Here is a 13,314-nt window from a genome sequence, read left to right as displayed (position 1 = left end):
GCCGTGACGCAATTGTTCAGCCCGCGTGGCGCGCATGCCAGGCGTGCATGGCCAGTTCAAACGAACGCAGTCGCGCGCGGTGGTCATACAGGTTGGCGGTGAGCATCAGCTCGTCGGGCTGGTGCCGCTCGACAAAGGCGGCGATACCGTCGGCCACCTGCTGAGGATCACCCAGCACGGTGCAGGCCAATGCCCGCTCCACACCCAGCTTTTCATGCGGTTCCCAGAAAGTATCGATATCGTCGATCGGTGCCGGGATCTTGCCCGGTCGACCACGGCGCAGGTTCACGAAACTCTGCTGCTGGCTGGTGAACAGGCGGCGCGACTCCGCTTCGCTGTCGCTGGCAACGACGTTCAGCGCCAGCATCGCGTGGGGCTGCTTCAGCGTGGCCGAGGGGCGGAACTCGCGGCGATAGACCGCCAGCGCTTCGTCCATCACGTCGGGCGCGAAGTGCGAGGCGAACGCATACGGCAGGCCCATCGAGGCGGCCATGCGCGCGCCGAACAGGCTCGAACCGAGGATCCAGGTCGGCACCCGCAGGCCGCCACCGGGAACGGCCTGCACCGCCTGCCCGGGCTGCACCGGCTCGAAGTAGTGCAGCAGCTCGCGCACGTCCTGGGGGAACTGGTCGGCGCTGTCGAAGTAGCGGCGCAGGGCACGCGCGGTCGGCTGGTCGGTGCCCGGGGCACGACCCAGGCCGAGGTCGATGCGATCCGGATACAGCGAGGCCAGCGTGCCGAACTGCTCGGCCACCTGCAGCGGCGCATGGTTGGGCAGCATGATGCCGCCTGCGCCGACGCGGATGCGCGTGGTGCCGCCCGCCACATGGCCGATCAGCACCGCGGTGGCCGCGCTGGCGATGCCGGGCATGTTGTGGTGTTCGGCCAGCCAGTACCGGCGGTAGCCCAGCGCATCGGCGTGCTGCGCCAGTTCCAGCATGTTGGCGAACGCGGCGGTGGTGTCACTGCCCTCGCAGACCGGGGCCAGGTCAAGGATCGACAACGGGATCATCAGCGGTTTTCCGTTACAGGATCCCCCATGCATGGGGTCGGCCAGGCGCGGCGGCCAGTGACGGTGGCGGGATGCTGATTCCCGTGGGACGGGTTCAGGGCTGGCCGCGCTTGATTCGATACTTCCGCCAGGCATGGCCCGGCGCGACCGCGTCAGAACGCGCTGGGGCGCGGCTCCGGCAGCGGCTGGTCGACCATCGGCTTCAGTTCGGCATCCAGCGCGACGCGCTCGTCGAACACGAAGCAACGACCCTCGTAGCCCTCGCCCCCCACTTCCTCGAAGTAGCCGAGGATGCCGCCGTCGAGCTGCAGCACGTTGTCCATGCCATCGTTGACCATCCACAACGCTGCCTTTTCGCAGCGGATGCCCCCGGTGCAGAAACTGACCACAGTGCTGTCCTTCAGCGCGTCGCGGTGCGGCGCCAGCGCCTCGGGCAGGTCGGTGAACTTGTGGATGGGCAATACCAGCGCATCCTTGAAGGTGCCGTACTCCACTTCCTGCAGGTTGCGGGTATCGAGCATCACCACCGGCTTGCCAGCGTCGTCATGTCCCTGCCGCAACCAACGCTGCACCGTAGCCGGATCGACCGCCGGTGCACGCGGATAGTCCAGCGGCTGGCCGTCATCGCGACGGAAGCTGATGATCTCGTCCTTCACCTTGGCCTTCAGCCGCGCGAACGGCTGATGCTCGCTCAGGCTGGTCTTGACCCGCATATCAGCAAAACGCGCATCGGCATGCAACGCGGCGTAGAAGCCCTCGACCGCCTCCGGCGCACCGGCCAGGAACAGGTTCAGCCCCTCGCCGGCCACCAGGATCGTGCCGCGCAGCTCCGCCGCCTCGGCGCGCGCCAGCAACTGGTCGCACAGGGCCTGGGGGGCGTCGATGACGGCGAAATGGTAGGCAGCGGTATTGGCGATCATCCCGCTATTTTAGCGCCAGACCACCCCAGGAGCAGACTTGCCCGTTCATCCACGCATGGCGTGGATCTACAGAGCTCATGAACCTGTCAGAGGCGTGGCGGTGTGGGCAGGCGGGGGCGCAGAGCGCCATGGGCCCGGGGCATGCGCCGGGCGGGTTGGGCAGGACGCCCAACCCCGGTCTTGCCGTATGCGCAGGACAGCGCACACGAGCAAGGCGCTCTACGAGGCACGCAGGAGCAGTTTTTGCCGTCCCCCGCCTGCCCACACCGCCACGCCATCCCACGGAAACCAGCTTTTGCCGTTGTCGTTGCCTCTGCGGGTGCCGGGTGCAACCCGGCCAGAAGCCCCCTACCCCCGCAACAGCATGAACGGCAGCAGCACCAGCGCCGCCGCAACTGCCATTCCCAGCAGTACCAGCACCACGAACACCGGCCGCCGCCGGAACAGGCTGCCGAACGTCTCCGCCGTGCCGTCGCGCAGCGCCTGCTCGCGCTCGGCCCGCACGCGTATGCCGCGCGCCGCCTGGTACTCGGCCATCAGCGCCTTCGCACGCGGATGATCAGCATCCTCGCGCAGCCACAGGCCGCCATTGGAAATGCCCCAGGGGCTGGGTTCGGTGCGATACCAGGCGATGCCGTGCTGGTCGAGCAGCGTGCAGACATCGGCATATTCGTCGTCGCCGACATTGCGCAGATTGAGCAGGAGTTTTGCCATGTACCCATGATACCCGGCGCCGATGCGCTACCCTTGCCGCCCTCGCCCTGCGCCCTACCGGAGACGCCCGATGCGCCGCCTGCTGCTCCCCCTGCTGCTGTCCCTCGCCGCCGTTGGCTGCTCGAGCGAGCCCGCCGGCCCGCCGCCGGGCGGCACGCTGACCACCTTCGAACGCATCGATACCCTTCCCGGCACCGGCGCCGAGGCCGTCCCCGGCAGCAAGGTCACCGTGCACTACACCGGCTGGATCTACGACAACCGCACCGAGACCAAGCATGGCAAGACCTTCGACAGTTCGGTCGGCCGTGGCGAACCGTTCACCTTCGCGCTCGGCGCCGGCCAGGTCATCCGCGGCTGGGATGAAGGCGTGGCCGGCATGAAGGTCGGCGGCAAGCGCACGCTGATGATCCCGCCGGACTACGGCTACGGCGACCGCCGGGCCGGCACGATTCCGGCCGGCTCGTCGCTGGTGTTCGATGTCGAGCTGCTCGATGTCAAACCGTAATACCGCAATGCCCCATCGGGTCGCCGTCATCGGCGGTGGCCCGGCCGGCCTGTTCGCCGCCGAGCGCCTGCGCGCCGCGGGGCTGGACGTGGACCTGTACGAGGCCAAGGGTTCACCCGGCCGCAAGTTCCTGATCGCCGGCAAGGGTGGCCTCAACCTTACCCATTCCGACCCGCGCCCGTTGTTCGACAGCCGCTACCGCGAGCAGGCCGAAGCCGTTGGCCACTGGCTGGATGGCTTCGACGCGCAGGCGCTGCGTGACTGGGCCGCCAGCTTCGGCGTGGAAACCTACGTCGGCAGTTCCGGCCGCGTGTTCCCGGTCGACCGCAAGGCCGCCCCGCTGCTGCGCGGCTGGGTGCGCCGCCTGAAAGAACAGGGTGTGCGCCTGCACGCCAACCACCGCTGGATCGGCTGGGGCGACGACGGCGCGCTGCGCTTCGCCGCCGAAGCGGGCGAGATCGGAGTCCACGCCGATGCCACCGTGTTGGCGATGGGTGGCGGCAGCTGGCCGCAGCTGGGCAGCGACGGCGCCTGGATCGCCCCCTTGCAGGCACGAGGCGTGGACATCGCACCGCTGCAGTCGGCCAACTGCGGCTTCGACATCGACTGGACGCCGTTCTTCGCCCAACGCAATGCAGGCGCGCCGTTGAAGCCGGTGGTCGCACACTGGCTCGACCTGGCTGGACAACCGCAGGCGCTGCAAGGCGAATGCGTGGCCAGCGAGTACGGCATCGAAGGCAGCCTGATCTACGCGTTGGCCGCAGACCTGCGCGAGGCCATCAACCGTGATGGCCACGCCATGCTGTGGCTGGACCTGGTGCCGGGACGCGATGAAGCACGCCTGCTGGCCGATCTGTCGCGCCCGCGCAAGGGTCGCAGCTTCGGCGAACACCTGCGCCGCCAGGCCGGCCTGGATGCGGTGAAGGCCGCGCTGGTGTTCGAGATTCTCGGCAAGGAAGCCGGCCACGACCTGCCTGCGGTGGCCGCCACGCTCAAGCGCCTGCCATTGCGCCTGCAACGGCCACGGCCGATGGCCGAGGTGATCAGCACCGCCGGCGGCGTGCGCCTGGATGCAGTGGATGACCGCCTGATGCTGCGGGCAGTGCCTGGCGTGTTCTGTGCCGGCGAGATGCTGGACTGGGAGGCACCCACGGGTGGCTACCTGCTGACGGCGTGCTACGCCAGCGGCCTGCGTGCTGCCGAGGGCGTGATCGGGTGGTTGGCGGAGCAGTGACGCCTGCGTTATAGAGTCGAGCCTTGCTCGACTCTCCAGAAGCAGCCGAGCAGGCTCGGCGCTACAAATGCCGGATGCTCACCACGGCCTGCGCATGCTCACCGAGGCCAATGCCACACCGCTGGGATGCGCATAGGCTTCCTCGCGCACACTGACAAAGCCTTGCCGTTGATAGAACGGCACGGCATTGAGCGAGGCCGACAGCACCACCTCACGCTCGCGATCGGCCATCGCCAGCAATCGCTGCATCAGCGCCTGGCCGATCCCCTTGCCGCCACGATCCGGATCGACGAACAGCGCATCGACTTCATTGGCGTTGGCATCGAACACGCCGAAACCGAGCAGGCGTCCCTGATCGTCCTCGGCCACCACGCAACCGCCCTGCCCCAGCAGCCGTGCGTACTGCGACGGCGGCGGCGAGGCCGACCACGGTGCGATGACCTCCGCCGGATAGTGGCTGCTACAGGTCTCGCGCACGCAGCGCGTGCGCAGGGCCCACAGCGTGGCCACGTCGTCGATGGTGCCGGTCCTGAACTGCATGACTTCCCCCTCTACAACAACGGTTATCGCGACTTGCTGGCGCGCAGCGCCTGGATCTTCGGCGGCGGCTGGAACGAATCGCTGCGTGCATCGGCCCAGAATGCGTGGAACACCGCATGGTCCGGCACCTTGTGCAGCAGCTCACCCGGTTCCAGGTAGCGGTACAGCGACGCCAGCGAACGGATTTCCACCGGCGAGACGCGGCGCAGGATGTGCTCCGGCCCCAGCTCGGCCGGATCATTCAGGCCGGCGGCACACAGCAGTTCCTTCAAGGCATGCAGCGTGTGCTCATGGTAGCTGTACACGCGGGTGGCCTTGTCCGGTGCATCCAGGTGCTTCCAGCGCGCCGGATCCTGGGTGGCGATGCCGGTTGGGCATTTGTCGGTGTGGCAGCTCAACGACTGGATGCAGCCCAGCGCGAACATGAAGCCACGGCCGGCATTGCACCAGTCGGCACCGAGCGCGATGGTGCGCGCGATATCAAACGCGCTGGTGATCTTGCCGGCGGCTCCGATGCGGATGCGCTCGCGAAGATCCAGGCCAACCAGGGTGTTGTGCACCAGCAGCAGCGCTTCGTGCATCGGCACGCCGACATGATCGACGAATTCGGCCGGCGCTGCGCCGGTGCCGCCCTCGGCACCGTCGACCACGATGAAGTCCGGCAGCAGGCCGGTTTCATGCATCGCCTTGGCAATGCCGAACCACTCCCAGGGGTGGCCGATGGCCAGCTTGAAACCGACCGGCTTGCCACCGGACAACTCGCGCAGCCGGGCCACGAACTGCAGCAGTTCGACCGGCGTCGAGAATGCCGAATGACGCGACGGCGATACGCAGTCCACGCCCATCGGCACGCCACGGGTCACTGAAATTTCCGCGGTCACCTTCGGCGCCGGCAGCACGCCGCCGTGGCCGGGCTTGGCGCCCTGCGACAGCTTGATCTCGATCATCTTGACCTGGTCATGGGTGGCGTTGGCGACGAAGCGCTCTTCACTGAAACCGCCCTTCTCGTCACGGCAACCGAAGTAGCCCGATCCGATCTCCCAGACCAGATCGCCCCCCATCTCACGGTGGTACGGCGAAATCGAACCTTCGCCGGTATCGTGATAGAAGCCGCCGCGTCGCGCGCCCTCGTTCAGGGCGCGGATCGCATTGGCCGACAGTGAACCGAAGCTCATCGCCGAGATATTGAACACACTGGCCGAATAGGGCTTGGCGCAGTTGGCGCCAATCAATACGCGGAAATCATGCTTGGCGATGGCGGTCGGCGCCAGCGAGTGGTTGATCCACTCGTAATCGACAGCATAGGTGCTGCGCAGGGTGCCGAACGGCACCGTGTCCATCTCGTTCTTGGCGCGCTGGTAGATCAGCGCACGCTGCTGGCGCGAGAATGGCACGTCCTCCAGGTCGCTCTGCACGAAGTACTGGCGGATCTCCGGGCCGATCGATTCCAGGCCGTAGCGGAAGTGCGCCATCACCGGATAGTTCCGGCGCAGCGTGCTGCGCTTCTGCAGCAGATCCCAGGTCCCCAGCGCCACCATCGCGGCAGTCAGGCCGACGCCCCAGTACCAGGCCGGCCAGATCGTGGCCAACCACAGGCAGATGGGGAACATCAGGATGGCGAGCAGGTAGACGATATACCGGTGCATGGCGTTCCTTGGTTGCAACTGCCTGCGAGTCTAACGCGCTGCCCGCCGCCCGGGTTTACAGGCGATCGTCAACCACGTTGCGTGGCCAGGTTGATTTCACGTCGTAGACCAGGCCACCCGGCGCCAGCAGCGACCGGATGCCGGCCTCGTCCATCGCCTTGAAGCGGGCATGGGCCACCGCCAGCACCACTGCGTCATAGGCACCTGCGACGGGTTCGGCCAGCCAATGCACGCCCTCATCGGCCAATGCCGCCGGGCCGACCCAGGGATCACTGACCTCGACCTGTGCACCGGCATCGTGCAGGCGCTGCGCCAGTTCCAGCGCGCGGCTGTTGCGCAGGTCCGGGCAATCCTCCTTGAAGGTCACACCGAGTACCAGGATGCGCGACTGCGCAGGTGCGCGACCGCGTTCGGCGAGCATCGCCAGCACCCGCGACGCCACATGCTCACCAACGCGGTTGTTGACCTGCCGCGCGGTGTGGATCAGGTCCGGGTGGTAGCCCACGCTCTCGGACTTGTGCAGCAGGTAGTACGGGTCCACGCCGATACAGTGGCCACCGACCAGGCCCGGCCGGAAGGGCAGGAAATTCCACTTGCTGCCAGCCGCATCCAGCACATCCTGGGTATCGATGCCGAGGCGGTCGAAGATCAGCGCCAACTCATTGACGAGCGCGATGTTGACGTCACGCTGGATGTTCTCGACCACCTTGGCCGCTTCGGCCACTCGCATCGACGGCGCCGGGAAGGTACCGGCGGCAATGATGCGCTGGTACAGACCATCGATCACCGCCGCTACTTCCGTAGTCGACCCCGAGGTGATCTTGCGGATGTCGGCCAGGCGCCGCTGGCGGTCGCCGGGACTGACCCGCTCCGGGCTGTAGCCACAGTAGAAATCTTCGTTGAAGCGCAGGCCCGAGCCTTCTTCCAGCAACGGTACGCAGACCTCTTCGGTGGTCCCGGGGTACACCGTGGATTCGTAGATCACCAGGTCACCCGCGCGCAGGTGGCTGGCGATCAGCCGCGTGGCCGAACGCAACGGCTCCAGGTCGGGCTGCTCGTAGGCATCAATCGGGGTGGGCACGGTGACGATGTAGACGTTGCACGCATCGAGCAGGGCCGGATCGCTGCCATACCGCAGCTGCAGTGCACTGGCCAGCTCGTCGGCCTCCACTTCCAGCGTGTGGTCCCGGCCATCACGCAGCTCGGCGATGCGATCGGCATCGATGTCAAAGCCCAGCGTCGGCCAGTGCCTGCCGAAGGCCACCGCCAGCGGCAGGCCGACGTAGCCCAGCCCGATCACCGCGAAGCGAGGGGTCTCCGCTGCAGCAAGGGATGCGCTCACCGGCATGTCCTGCGCAACGGATGTAATTGCATGCGTGCTGCCTTGGCTTCGGCCAACCTACTCATTTGCTGCACCACTCCGGGCAAATCCACACCAGAAAGGCTACAGCCTAACGGCCCGGGTGCCCGGCCGCCAAGGTGGGGTCAGGAGCCCAGCGCGACCGCGGCCGGTTCCAGTTCACCATCAGCGCCGGTCCAAGCCTGCAGCAGGCGCTCGAAACCACCACTGCCAAGCAGGAAGCCCGGCCACGCCGCGTCGACGATCTGTGCCAGCAGGTCCGCATCGATGCGCCGGGTTCCCATCGACCAACGCGGAAACGCCCGCTGCGCCACTGGCGCGTGGCACAGCACTCTCAGCTGGCCATGGCTGCGCGCGTTGACGATGCGCTGATACACCGAATCGACGCCATCCTCCGGACCTTCCAGGTACTGCAGGAAACGGCTGCCATCGAACATCAGCACACCGGTGACACCCGCTACACGGTTGAAAGCCGTGGCATCGGCCAGCAGGCGGTCAAGATCGGTTGTCTGCAGATCGGCGCGGGCCTCACTGGCATAGGCAATCGCATGCAGCGACATCAGGTGGCTCCCCCCCTGGGAACGATGGCATGGACTATGACATGAACAGGGACGACAGTTAAGCACGCCGCTCTCCTGCCGCAAACCAGCCTCTGTTCTGAAGGTGGGCTACAATCGGCGCCGCGCTGCAGGCCCGGATGGCGAAACTGGTAGACGCATCGGACTTAAAATCCGCCGGGGGCAACCCCATGCCGGTTCGATTCCGGCTCCGGGCACCATCGCATGTTTTGGGGCGCCAACGTGTTCGCCACGATTCGGCGCGAATCAGACACTTGGGGTGATCTGGATTTTCGCGATCACGACGATTTGCCCGGACTTGCCCGGCCAGTCTTCCCAAGAACTCCCCATATGCTGCGGCCACGGCCAGCATCCAACGATCAGGGAACAAGTGGCGCGTACAGGTGTACGCAGCCGGCGGTCACGACTCCACCACCAAGCATGCGCAGCAGAACGCTGCGAAGTGGACTCGTGAGCGCGAAGCTGAGCGGCGTGATCGAAAACCGCCAGTTAGGTCGCTACGCAAAGCGATGTGCCGCCAGGTCAAGGGGAGGCGTCCAAGCGAATGGGCGAGCGGTGGGCGTCGGTCCGCATCGCAGCCTGTGAACGATCACTGCACCGTTTGGACAGGCGAATTGCGACAGTCAGCAGTTCAGACATCATCGGTTGGCGAGAAGGCTGAAGCAGGTCAAGGTCGGAACGGTCGCACGCGAAATGCCTGACAGCTTGCTCCACTCAACCGAATCGGAAGACAAGTTCCGCCTCGTCGTCCAATCGACGGCCCGTAGCCGAAAACCCGAGCCGCTCGTAGAAGGGAAGCGCATTGCCGGCTTCTCGATCCATCGTTGTCAGGGAGACACCCTGCAATCCCACAAGCCTGGCGTAACCCAAGGCGAACTCGATCGCCTGAACGCCAACGTTGGCGCCCCGGGAACTCTTGTCGACCATCACCCTCCACACGTACAGGCAATTCTCCTGATAGTGATCATGGTCCTCGTCATCCTCATCCACCAGGCGAGGATCGATGAAGGAGATAACTCCAACGGGTCGACCTTCCTTGAAGATGCCGAACGTCAGGGATTCCGCAACGAAGGCCGCTTGCGCAAGCCACTCGGGGTTCGAGCAGATCAAGTGCTGCTCGGATTCTCGAACCGCAAGTTCGGACAACTCATCAACGTTGCTTCGATTGAGTGGGATGAACTGCATTGATTGCTTCATACCGTCCATCTACGCTTTAAGGATTCAGCCCCAATCTTATCTGTTTCCGCGCATGAGCCGGCCTGGGGGCCCGGGTGAATGACACAGACGGCCACAGCAATCAGGCGCAAACGCGACCCCATATCCCGCGAACGCTCCACCGCCAGCGGTGGCGTGGCGGCCCGGCATCGGGAGCGCGGCTTCGGCAAGAAATGCTGAAGCGTCAGATCGCACGCGAGTAACGCGGCTGCTCGTGGGCGGCGCGCAGGTACGGATCGAAGCACATCGCCAGCAGACGCAGCAGCGGCCGCCCAGGCTCGCTGGCGCGCACTACACCATCGCGGTATTCGGCCAGCCCATCTTCCTGCAGCTGCTGCACCGAGTGCAGGTCTTCGGCGAAGTACTGCTCGAAATCAATGCCATGGCGCTGGCCCAGCACGGTGCCATCCACCTCGCCCTGGCACATCAGCTGCTGGATCAGTTCCGCACGCAGCTGGTCGTCGGCGCTCAGTGCCACGCCGCGCCAGACGGGCAGCTGGCCCTGGTCCACCGCGTCTTCCCACGATGGCAGGTCGCGCGGATTCTGGCTGTAGGTGGCACCGATGTGGCTGATCGCACTCACGCCCAGGCCGAGCAGATCGGTATCGGCGTGGGTGGTGTAGCCCATGAAGTTGCGATGCAGCTGCCCCGCACGCTGCGCACGCGACAGGTCCTCTTCCGGCAACGCGAAATGATCCATGCCGATGTACTGGTAACCTGCGGCAGAGAGCCGCTCCACCGCCAGCCCCAGCAGCGCCAGCTTTTCTTCCGGTGAGGGCAGCCGGCTTTCGTCGATCTGCTTCTGCGCGCGGAACAGGTGCGGAAGGTGCGCGTAGCCGTAGACCGCCAGGCGATCCGGGCGCAGCGCCAGCACTCGTTCGAGGGTGCGACCGAAGCCTTCCAGGCTCTGCCCAGGCAACCCATAGATCAGGTCGACGTTAACCGAACGCATGCCGCTGTCGCGGCACGCGCGCAGGACATCCAGCGTCTGCTGCACGCCCTGTATGCGGTTGATCGATTCCTGCACCTGCGGATCGAAATCCTGCACGCCCAGGCTGGCCCGGTTGAAGCCCAGCCGCGCCAGCATGGCGACGTCGCGGGTATCGATGAAGCGCGGGTCGAGTTCGATCGAGAAGTCGCGCTGTGGCGAATCGCTGAAATCGAAGCGGCGGCGCAGCCCCTCCACCAGCGTGGTCATCGCCTCGGCATCGAGGAAATTTGGCGTGCCGCCGCCCAGATGCAGCTGGATGACTTCGCGGCCATCCTCGAACTGCGGCGCCAGCAGGTCGGCCTCGGCCAGCACGCGCGAGACGTAGCTGTGGCCACGGCCACGATCACGGGTGATGACCCGGTTGCAGCCGCAATAGAAGCAGGGACTGGAACAGAACGGCACGTGCACGTAAAGCGACAGCGCCCGGGCCAGCTGGTTGCTGTCGGCGATCGCCTGGCGCAGTGCCGGCGCGTCGAAGCCATCATGGAAATGTGGCGCGGTCGGATACGAGGTGTAGCGCGGCCCCGGCCGGTCATGCCGGCGCAGCAGGTCGGGGTCGAAGTTCCAGGCCAGGCCACCGGCGGCGGGAGAGAACGTGTCCATGCCGCCAGCATCGCGCCGGGCGGCCGTGACCGCCTTGACCCAGATCAATCCCGGGTGGGAATTCCCAGCACCGGCAGGCCGACCTGCGGCCAGCGCAGCATCTGGTAGCGCTTCCAGAACGTGTCACCGATGCGCGCAGCCACGTCGTTGGCCAGCTCCTGCATGGGCGGGTTGCCGCACTCGGCGGTGGTGATCCGGAACAGCACCAGCCAACGGTCGAACAGGTCCTTGTCCAGTTCGATGGCCATGTGCTTGGACATGGGCGAACCCTTGAAGCGGCGGGTGCCGCGCAGCATCGCCGACCAGAAGTCGACCAGCTGTGCCAGGTGCTCCGTCCAGTCGTGGACGTGCGCCTCGAACACCGGCCCCAACCGCTCTTCTTCGCGCACGCGCGCGTAGAAGTCGTGGACCAGGCGGGTCACTTCCTGCTCGGTGCACAACTCGGGCGAGGCGACGGGAAGAGCAGGCGGAGGTGTTGCGTTCATCGGGGTACCCAAAGCGTGCCGGCAGTGTGTCCCAGCCGGGCCGCACCGCCGTTGATCCAGATCAATGTCGGCGCGGTCCGCTGCACCTAGGCTGGCACGCTTGCAGGAAGCATGCCCTGCGGATGCTGCGCCGGCCTCGGCGGAGTATACGCGCCGCCCTCATTCCGATCCGGGACAGCATGAACAGACCCTCTCCCAGCCGCCGCCAGCAGCTGATCCAGCACTGGGGCGCCATCCTCTGGCCCAGCTTCATTGCCGCGGGCCTGGCCAGCGTGGTGTTCTTCGCCTTCGTCGACCCGCTGCGACTGCAGGCGATCAGTTTCCCGGGTACGCCGATCAGTCGTGAACTGGGCTATACGGCAGGCTTTTTCATGTTCTGGTCGGTGACAGCCCTGTCCAGCGCGGTCACCTGGTACCTGCAGCGCCCGATACCCGGTGACGACGACGAGCTGCCTCTGGGATGAGCATGCCCCGCACTGGAATTCCACGCTCCTGGCGTTGGCGCGGCGCGCTGAACGTGCTCCTGCTGGCGCTGTTCTATGCGTTGCCATGGCTGCGCTGGAACGGGCAGCAGGCCCTGCTGCTGGACATCAACGCACGACGCTTCGACCTGTTCGGCTGGACGCTGTGGCCCGGCGACGTCGGTGTACTGATCGGCCTGCTGGCGGTGCTGGCCGTTGGCCTTGCGTTGCTCACGCACCTCGCCGGCCGCGTCTGGTGCGGCCACGCCTGCCCGCAGACGCTGTGGCGGCGCGCCTTCGACTGGATCGCGCACGGCATGGCCCGGCTCTTGCCAGTGCCAGCTGTGCGCCCTGCCACTCAAGTGGCCTGGGGGTTGCTGTCGCTGTGGACCGGCATCACCTTCGTCGGCCTGTTCAGCCCGATCAGAGAACTGGTGGACGCAGCGCCGAACGCCGGCTGGAGTGGCTGGGAAACATTCTGGGTAGTGTTCTATGCCATAGCGACCTGGGCCAATGCCGGCTTGCTGCGCGAACAGGTGTGCCGTTCGCTGTGCCCGTTCGCACGCATGCAGCCGCTGCTGACCGATCCGCACACGCCCCGCATGTTGTACGACGCGCGCCGCGGCGAACCGCGCGGCATGCGCCCGTCGGGCCTGGGTGGCGTGCTCGGCCGCGGCCGCGGCCTGCTCGACCCGACCACCGCGCAGGACTACGTATTCCGTGCGGCGCATCCGCTGCTGGCCGGACCGATGCCCACCTTCAGCGCCGACCGCCTGGGCGACTGCACCGATTGCGCCGCCTGTGTCAGCGCCTGCCCGATGCAGCTGGACATCCGCCAGGGACCGCAGGCCGATTGCCTCGCCTGCGGCGCCTGTCTGGACGCCTGCGCGCGGCAGCAGCACCAGGCCGGTTTCGGCTCGGGGCTGGTGCGCTACAGCAGTCCGCAGGCCATGGCCGGGCAACCGCGGCAATGGTGGCGACCGCGGACCCTGGCACTGCTTTCGATGCTGCTAGCGCTGTTGGCCTGTGGCGCCTGGCGCCTGCTTTGAA

Annotated in this window: 14 protein-coding genes and 1 tRNA gene; 5 read left to right on the top strand and 10 right to left on the bottom strand. The window is 66.4% G+C overall.

The window, feature by feature from the left end:
* Positions 1–16 precede the first annotated feature (16 nt).
* The 3 genes from B9Y82_RS05790 to B9Y82_RS05780 all read right to left on the bottom strand — a co-directional run bounded on the left by B9Y82_RS05790 (position 17) and on the right by B9Y82_RS05780 (position 2,646).
* Positions 17–1,012: an LLM class flavin-dependent oxidoreductase gene (locus B9Y82_RS05790; protein ID WP_100471896.1), complete on the bottom strand. Its 996-nt coding sequence runs from the start codon at positions 1,010–1,012 to the stop codon at positions 17–19.
* A 152-nt stretch (positions 1,013–1,164) separates the two neighbouring features.
* Positions 1,165–1,932 (bottom strand): sulfurtransferase, encoded by a 768-nt coding sequence (locus B9Y82_RS05785; protein WP_100471895.1) that lies wholly within the window; start codon positions 1,930–1,932, stop codon positions 1,165–1,167.
* A 348-nt stretch (positions 1,933–2,280) separates the two neighbouring features.
* Positions 2,281–2,646 (bottom strand): DUF6164 family protein, encoded by a 366-nt coding sequence (locus B9Y82_RS05780; protein WP_100471894.1) that lies wholly within the window; start codon positions 2,644–2,646, stop codon positions 2,281–2,283.
* A 70-nt stretch (positions 2,647–2,716) separates the two neighbouring features.
* Here B9Y82_RS05780 and B9Y82_RS05775 point away from each other — a divergent pair, with 70 nt between their 5' ends.
* Both B9Y82_RS05775 and B9Y82_RS05770 read left to right on the top strand, forming a co-directional pair.
* The gene (locus tag B9Y82_RS05775; RefSeq protein ID WP_100471893.1) at positions 2,717–3,151 is read left to right on the top strand and encodes an FKBP-type peptidyl-prolyl cis-trans isomerase; all 435 of its coding nucleotides are present in this window, start codon (positions 2,717–2,719) and stop codon (positions 3,149–3,151) included.
* On the top strand, positions 3,138–4,385 hold the full coding sequence (locus B9Y82_RS05770) for a TIGR03862 family flavoprotein (protein ID WP_100471892.1): 1,248 nt from the start codon (positions 3,138–3,140) through the stop codon (positions 4,383–4,385). Before B9Y82_RS05775 ends, B9Y82_RS05770 begins: the two co-directional genes overlap by 14 nt.
* Positions 4,386–4,463: 78 nt before the next feature.
* Here B9Y82_RS05770 and B9Y82_RS05765 read toward each other — a convergent pair whose 3' ends face one another.
* The 4 genes from B9Y82_RS05765 to B9Y82_RS05750 all read right to left on the bottom strand — a co-directional run bounded on the left by B9Y82_RS05765 (position 4,464) and on the right by B9Y82_RS05750 (position 8,491).
* Positions 4,464–4,925: a GNAT family N-acetyltransferase gene (locus B9Y82_RS05765; protein ID WP_100471891.1), complete on the bottom strand. Its 462-nt coding sequence runs from the start codon at positions 4,923–4,925 to the stop codon at positions 4,464–4,466.
* A gap of 23 nt (positions 4,926–4,948) precedes the next feature.
* Positions 4,949–6,571 (bottom strand): FMN-binding glutamate synthase family protein, encoded by a 1,623-nt coding sequence (locus B9Y82_RS05760; protein WP_100471890.1) that lies wholly within the window; start codon positions 6,569–6,571, stop codon positions 4,949–4,951.
* Positions 6,572–6,626: 55 nt separating this feature from the next.
* Positions 6,627–7,913 (bottom strand): nucleotide sugar dehydrogenase, encoded by a 1,287-nt coding sequence (locus B9Y82_RS05755; protein WP_100475181.1) that lies wholly within the window; start codon positions 7,911–7,913, stop codon positions 6,627–6,629.
* 143 nt (positions 7,914–8,056) lie between these two features.
* Entirely contained in the window at positions 8,057–8,491 is a 435-nt protein-coding gene (locus B9Y82_RS05750) for a BLUF domain-containing protein (protein WP_100471889.1), read from the bottom strand.
* 131 nt (positions 8,492–8,622) lie between these two features.
* On the opposite strand from B9Y82_RS05750, the gene B9Y82_RS05745 reads away from it, so the two are divergent.
* Positions 8,623–8,709 (top strand) — tRNA-Leu (locus tag B9Y82_RS05745).
* 514 nt (positions 8,710–9,223) lie between these two features.
* Here B9Y82_RS05745 and B9Y82_RS05740 read toward each other — a convergent pair.
* The 3 genes from B9Y82_RS05740 to B9Y82_RS05730 all read right to left on the bottom strand — a co-directional run bounded on the left by B9Y82_RS05740 (position 9,224) and on the right by B9Y82_RS05730 (position 11,803).
* Positions 9,224–9,694, bottom strand: a complete 471-nt coding sequence (locus B9Y82_RS05740) for a GNAT family N-acetyltransferase (protein ID WP_100471888.1) — start codon at positions 9,692–9,694, stop codon at positions 9,224–9,226.
* Positions 9,695–9,908: 214 nt separating this feature from the next.
* Positions 9,909–11,318 carry an oxygen-independent coproporphyrinogen III oxidase gene (hemN, locus tag B9Y82_RS05735; RefSeq protein ID WP_100475180.1) on the bottom strand — a complete coding sequence of 470 codons (1,410 nt, stop codon included), beginning with the start codon at positions 11,316–11,318 and terminating at the stop codon, positions 9,909–9,911.
* Positions 11,319–11,362: 44 nt separating this feature from the next.
* Positions 11,363–11,803: a group III truncated hemoglobin gene (locus B9Y82_RS05730; protein WP_100471887.1), complete on the bottom strand. Its 441-nt coding sequence runs from the start codon at positions 11,801–11,803 to the stop codon at positions 11,363–11,365.
* Positions 11,804–11,982: 179 nt separating this feature from the next.
* On the opposite strand from B9Y82_RS05730, the gene B9Y82_RS05725 reads away from it, so the two are divergent.
* Together B9Y82_RS05725 and B9Y82_RS05720 are read left to right on the top strand one after the other, a co-directional pair.
* Positions 11,983–12,267 (top strand): hypothetical protein, encoded by a 285-nt coding sequence (locus tag B9Y82_RS05725; RefSeq protein WP_100471886.1) that lies wholly within the window; start codon positions 11,983–11,985, stop codon positions 12,265–12,267.
* Between the two features lie 2 nt (positions 12,268–12,269).
* The gene (locus B9Y82_RS05720; RefSeq protein WP_100471885.1) at positions 12,270–13,313 is read left to right on the top strand and encodes a 4Fe-4S dicluster domain-containing protein; all 1,044 of its coding nucleotides are present in this window, start codon (positions 12,270–12,272) and stop codon (positions 13,311–13,313) included.
* Position 13,314: the final 1 nt, after the last annotated feature.

Origin of the sequence: Stenotrophomonas maltophilia, assembly GCF_002799155.1 — a bacterium.
GTDB lineage: Bacteria > Pseudomonadota > Gammaproteobacteria > Xanthomonadales > Xanthomonadaceae > Stenotrophomonas > Stenotrophomonas maltophilia_R.
The sequence above is the reverse complement of the archived record's forward strand: the minus strand, read 5'-3'. Positions and strand labels throughout refer to the sequence as shown.

What these genes read in the sequence shown, in the direction of transcription:
- B9Y82_RS05790 (WP_100471896.1), bottom strand. Translation starts at nt 1,012, where the DNA reads ATGATCCCGTTGTCGATCCTTGACCTGGCCCCGGTCTGCGAGGGCAGT.
- B9Y82_RS05785 (WP_100471895.1), bottom strand. Translation starts at nt 1,932, where the DNA reads ATGATCGCCAATACCGCTGCCTACCATTTCGCCGTCATCGACGCCCCC.
- B9Y82_RS05780 (WP_100471894.1), bottom strand. Translation starts at nt 2,646, where the DNA reads ATGGCAAAACTCCTGCTCAATCTGCGCAATGTCGGCGACGACGAATAT.
- B9Y82_RS05775 (WP_100471893.1), top strand. Translation starts at nt 2,717, where the DNA reads ATGCGCCGCCTGCTGCTCCCCCTGCTGCTGTCCCTCGCCGCCGTTGGC.
- B9Y82_RS05770 (WP_100471892.1), top strand. Translation starts at nt 3,138, where the DNA reads ATGTCAAACCGTAATACCGCAATGCCCCATCGGGTCGCCGTCATCGGC.
- B9Y82_RS05765 (WP_100471891.1), bottom strand. Translation starts at nt 4,925, where the DNA reads ATGCAGTTCAGGACCGGCACCATCGACGACGTGGCCACGCTGTGGGCC.
- B9Y82_RS05760 (WP_100471890.1), bottom strand. Translation starts at nt 6,571, where the DNA reads ATGCACCGGTATATCGTCTACCTGCTCGCCATCCTGATGTTCCCCATC.
- B9Y82_RS05750 (WP_100471889.1), bottom strand. Translation starts at nt 8,491, where the DNA reads ATGTCGCTGCATGCGATTGCCTATGCCAGTGAGGCCCGCGCCGATCTG.
- B9Y82_RS05740 (WP_100471888.1), bottom strand. Translation starts at nt 9,694, where the DNA reads ATGCAGTTCATCCCACTCAATCGAAGCAACGTTGATGAGTTGTCCGAA.
- hemN (WP_100475180.1), bottom strand. Translation starts at nt 11,318, where the DNA reads ATGGACACGTTCTCTCCCGCCGCCGGTGGCCTGGCCTGGAACTTCGAC.
- B9Y82_RS05730 (WP_100471887.1), bottom strand. Translation starts at nt 11,803, where the DNA reads ATGAACGCAACACCTCCGCCTGCTCTTCCCGTCGCCTCGCCCGAGTTG.
- B9Y82_RS05725 (WP_100471886.1), top strand. Translation starts at nt 11,983, where the DNA reads ATGAACAGACCCTCTCCCAGCCGCCGCCAGCAGCTGATCCAGCACTGG.
- B9Y82_RS05720 (WP_100471885.1), top strand. Translation starts at nt 12,270, where the DNA reads ATGCCCCGCACTGGAATTCCACGCTCCTGGCGTTGGCGCGGCGCGCTG.